Origin of the sequence: Actinobaculum sp. oral taxon 183 str. F0552, from assembly GCF_000466165.1 — a bacterium.
In the GTDB taxonomy this organism is placed as follows: Bacteria; Actinomycetota; Actinomycetes; order Actinomycetales; family Actinomycetaceae; genus Peptidiphaga.
In genome coordinates, this window is sequence record NZ_KE951434.1 from 1,703 (window position 1) to 7,186 (window position 5,484).

A 5,484-nucleotide genomic window follows, 5' to 3' on the forward strand; every position below is an offset into this window, starting at 1 on the left:
GGGCTTAGCTACCGGGTTCGGAATGGGACCGGGCGTTTCCCCGCCGCTATGACCACCGTCAAGCCTGTCGGATACCCTGCCTGTCGCTGCCGCGGGCGGGGCGTGGGAGCCGGGAATCGTATAGTCGACGCGAGACCACCCCGTCAGGGGCGTGATGGTGTAGGCGGTCGGTCCATTAGTACCGGTCAGCTCCACCCCTTACGAGGCGTCCACGTCCGGCCTATCAACCCCGTCGTCTGCGGGGGACCTCACCCAGCACACAGGCTGGATGGAGAACTTATCTTGAAGCAGGCTTCCCGCTTAGATGCTTTCAGCGGTTATCCCTCCCGAACGTAGCCAACCAGCCATGCTCCTGGCGGAACAACTGGCACACCAGAGGTTCGTCCGTCCCGGTCCTCTCGTACTAGGGACAGCCCTTCTCAATTCTCCTACGCGCGCAGCGGATAGGGACCGAACTGTCTCACGACGTTCTGAACCCAGCTCGCGTACCGCTTTAATGGGCGAACAGCCCAACCCTTGGGACCTACTCCAGCCCCAGGATGCGACGAGCCGACATCGAGGTGCCAAACCATGCCGTCGATATGAACTCTTGGGCAGGATCAGCCTGTTATCCCCGGGGTACCTTTTATCCGTTGAGCGACGGCGCTTCCACAAGCCACCGCCGGATCACTAGTTCCTACTTTCGTACCTGCTCGACCCGTCAGTCTCACAGTCAAGCCCCCTTGTGCACTTACACTCGCCACCTGGTTGCCGACCAGGCTGAGGGAACCTTTGAGCGCCTCCGTTACCCTTTAGGAGGCAACCGCCCCAGTTAAACTACCCACCAGGCACTGTCCCTGGCCCGGATCACGGACCGAGGTTAGATGGTCAGCACGGCCAGAGTGGTATTTCACCAACGACTCCCCGCCCACTAGCGTGACCGGTTCACAGTCTCCCACCTATCCTACACAAGCCGTACCGAACACCAATACCAAGCTATAGTAAAGGTCCCGGGGTCTTTCCGTCCTGCTGCGCGAAACGAGCATCTTTACTCGTACTGCAATTTCACCGAGCTCGTGGTCGAGACAGCGGAGAAGTCGTTACGCCATTCGTGCAGGTCGGAACTTACCCGACAAGGAATTTCGCTACCTTAGGATGGTTATAGTTACCACCGCCGTTTACTGGGGCTTAACTTCCCAGCTTCACCCCGAAGGGCTGACCAGTCCGCTTAACCTTCCAGCACCGGGCAGGCGTCAGTGCGTATACATCGCCTTGCGGCTTAGCACGCACCTGTGTTTTTGATAAACAGTCGCTTCTCCCTGGACTCTGCGGCCCCGACCCCTCCGCCCCGCACGGGGACATCAAGGCCCGGGCCCCCCTTCTCCCGAAGTTACGGGGGCATTTTGCCGAGTTCCTTAACCACGATTGACTCGCACGCCTCGGTATACTCTACCTGACCACCTGTGTCGGTTTCGGGTACGGGCGGCGCTTGCCCTGACGTCGATGCTTTTCTCGGCAGCACAGGATCATCCACTTCCCGTCAAACGGTCCCCATCAGGCCTGACCCGAACGCCCCCCGGATTTACCTGGGAGACGGGCTGCACCCTTAGCCGTGCTCAGCCATACGACACGGTTGGACTACCACTCTGCGTCACACCTGTTACCACGCTTGCCCACCCAGGCTCGGACCCCACGCCCTCCCCCACACGCCTCCCGAAAGAGACACACAGGATCGGGGATGGTTAGCATCACCCCGGCGAACATTGAACGGTCAAGCGCCGGTACGGGAATATCAACCCGTTGTCCATCGACTACGCCCGTCGGCCTCGCCTTAGGACCCGACTAACCCAGGGCGGATCAACCTGGCCCTGGAACCCTTAGTCAATCGGCGGACGGGTTTCTCACCCGCCTCTCGCTACTCATGCCTGCATTCTCACTCCCACGCCGTCCACCCCGGGTCACCCCGAGACTTCACCCAACGCGGGACGCTCCCCTACCCAGCCCACCCCCTGAACCCGCCCAACGGACAGGCTAGGACCACGATGGACTGCCGCGGCGTCGGCGGTGTGCTTAAGCCCCGCTACATTGTCGGCGCGGAACCACTTGACCAGTGAGCTATTACGCACTCTTTCAAGGATGGCTGCTTCTAAGCCAACCTCCTGGTTGTCCCAGCAACTCCACATCCTTTCCCACTTAGCACACGCTTAGGGGCCTTAACCGGCGATCTGGGCTGTTTCCCTCTCGACGACGAAGCTTATCCCCCGCCGTCTCACTGCCACGCTCCACCCTCCCGGCATTCGGAGTTTAGCTGACGTCAGTAACCCGGTAAGGCCCATCAGCCAACCAGTCGCTCTACCTCCGGAAGGAACCACGCAACGCTGCACCTATATGCATTTCGGGGAGAACCAGCTATCACGGAGTTTGATTGGCCTTTCACCCCTACCCACAACTCATCCCCCAGGTTTTCAACCCTGGTGGGTTCGGGCCTCCACACGCTCTTACACGAGCTTCACCCTGGCCATGGGTAGATCACCCCGCTTCGGGTCTAGAACACGCGACTCACGCCCTCTTCGGACTCGCTTTCGCTACGACTCCCCCACACGGGTTAACCTCGCCACATGCCACTAACTCGCAGGCTCATTCTTCAAAAGGCACGCCATCACCCCCACCACGGAGGCTCTGACGGATTGTAGGCGCCCGGTTTCAGGCACTCTTTCACTCCCCTCCCGGGGTACTTTTCACCCTTCCCTCACGGTACTCTCCACTATCGGTCACCAGGAGTATTTAGCCTTGACAAGTGGTCTTGCCAGATTCACACGGGATTCCACGGGCCCCATGCTACTCGGGAACACAATCACACAGCCACGAGAATTTCAGCTACGGGGCTCTCACCCTCTCCGGCAGGCCTTCCCAGACCCTTCGCCTATCCCCACGGTTTATCACTGCGCGACCACGCGTCGGCATGATCACGATCATCTCCCACAACACCGCACACGCAACACCCGACGGCTCTCACACGCCCACGGTTTAGGCTCCTCCGCTTTCGCTCACCACTACTCACGGAATATCTCTTCCTACGGGTACTAAGATGTTTCACTTCCCCGCGTCACCACCCGCACCCTATGAATTCAGGCACGAGCGACCGGGCACAACCCCGGCCAGGTTCCCCCATTCGGACACCCTCGGATCAAAGCCCGCTTGCCGGCTCCCCGAGGCATATCGCAGGCTGCAACGTCCTTCTTCGGCTCCCGGTACCCAGGCATCCACCGAACGCCCTACAACACCTACAACAACACGCACCCACACACAACGTGCAGGCACAGATGCTCGCGTCCACTATACGATTCCCAACCACCACGCCACCACCACACACCCCCACCAACGAGGGCCCACGGGCAGCACGGGCACAGTACCCAGACGCCTGACAGCATGCCGGTCAACGCGCTTCCACAACCACAGCCCACGCGCACGACCCACGCCGCACGCCGACTGCTCCCTAGAAAGGAGGTGATCCAGCCGCACCTTCCGGTACGGCTACCTTGTTACGACTTCGTCCCAATCGCCAACCCCACCTTCGACCGCTCCCCCCACACGGGTTAGGCCACGAGCTTCGGGTGTTGCCAACTTTCGTGACGTGACGGGCGGTGTGTACAAGGCCCGAGAACGTATTCACCGCGGCGTTGCTGATCCGCGATTACTAGCGACTCCGACTTCACGGGGTCGAGTTGCAGACCCCGATCCGAACTGAGACCGACTTTAAGGGATTCGCTCCACCTCACGATATCGCAACCCTCTGTACCGGCCATTGTAGCATGCGTGAAGCCCAAGACATAAGGGGCATGATGATTTGACGTCATCCCCACCTTCCTCCGAGTTAACCCCGGCAGTCTCCCGTGAGTCCCCAGCCCAACCTGCTGGCAACACGAGACAAGGGTTGCGCTCGTTGCGGGACTTAACCCAACATCTCACGACACGAGCTGACGACAACCATGCACCACCTGTACACCAGCAAAAGCCAGCACATCTCTGCACCGTCCCAGCGTATGTCAAGCCTTGGTAAGGTTCTTCGCGTTGCATCGAATTAATCCGCATGCTCCGCCGCTTGTGCGGGCCCCCGTCAATTCCTTTGAGTTTTAGCCTTGCGGCCGTACTCCCCAGGCGGGGAACTTAATGCGTTAGCTCCGGCGCAGAATCCGTGGAAAGAACCCCACACCTAGTTCCCAACGTTTACAGCATGGACTACCAGGGTATCTAATCCTGTTCGCTCCCCACGCTTTCGCTCCTCAGCGTCAGTAACAGCCCAGTGACCTGCCTTCGCCATCGGTGTTCCTCCTGATATCTGCGCATTCCACCGCTACACCAGGAATTCCAGTCACCCCTACCGCACTCTAGCCTGCCCGTACCCACTGCACGTACGGAGTTAAGCCCCGCATTTTCACAGCAGACGCGACAAGCCGCCTACGAGCCCTTTACGCCCAATAATTCCGGACAACGCTCGCGCCCTACGTATTACCGCGGCTGCTGGCACGTAGTTAGCCGGCGCTTCTTCACCGGGTACCCTCAACCCCACCACCAAGCAGAGCCTTGTCCCCCGACGAAAGAGGTTTACAACCCGAAAGCCGTCATCCCCCACGCGGCGTCGCTGCATCAGGCTTGCGCCCATTGTGCAATATCCCCCACTGCTGCCTCCCGTAGGAGTCTGGGCCGTATCTCAGTCCCAGTGTGGCCGGTCACCCTCTCAGGCCGGCTACCCGTCGACGCCTTGGTAGGCCATCACCCCACCAACAAGCTGATAGGCCGCGAGCCCATCCCCCACCGAAAAAAACTTTCCCCACCCAGCCATGCGACCAGACAGGAATATCCAGTATTAGACCCCGTTTCCAAGGCTTATCCCAAAGAAGAGGGCAGGTTACTCACGTATTACTCACCCGTTCGCCACTAACCCCACCCAGCACACAGCCAGACAGAGCCCGTTCGACTTGCATGTGTTAAGCACGCCGCCAGCGTTCGTCCTGAGCCAGGATCAAACTCTCCACACAAAAACGCAGAAAGCCCAAAACGACTCCCAAAAAACAACCAACCCCACAGAACCAGCCACAACCAACCCACACAGGCACACAACCCACACGAGCCAGCCACAACCAACCCCACACGAGCCAGTCACAAACACATCAACCAACACACTATCAAGCACCCAAACACCACACCCACACCCCACAACAACCACACACAGCAGTCATCACAGAAAAGAGGCAACTTCTATAGTCTAGTGCAGGATTCCGATCTGTCAAACGCAGATTCAGCGACCCACATCACCAGCTTTGAAGCTCATGCGCACTGGAGTCATCGAACTTTCGGCTTCATGCTGCCGCTTATAGCGATTACTTCAGGCGACGGGTATATAGACTACCCCCACGCATCCACTCCGTCAAACCCCGATTATGTGAATCGGGTCACTTTTCCGAATTCGTCTGAGGCCTCGTCGGTCGGTCGGCTTCGCGGCCG

At 59.3% G+C, this 5,484-nt stretch carries 2 rRNA genes; both read right to left on the reverse strand.

Annotated features, from left to right (window positions below):
- Positions 1-154: 154 nt before the first annotated feature.
- A 23S ribosomal RNA gene (locus tag HMPREF0043_RS06200) occupies positions 155-3,270 on the reverse strand.
- A gap of 209 nt (positions 3,271-3,479) precedes the next feature.
- Positions 3,480-5,018 (reverse strand): 16S ribosomal RNA (locus tag HMPREF0043_RS06205).
- The 16S and 23S rRNA genes sit together here, the layout of an rRNA operon.
- Positions 5,019-5,484: the final 466 nt, after the last annotated feature.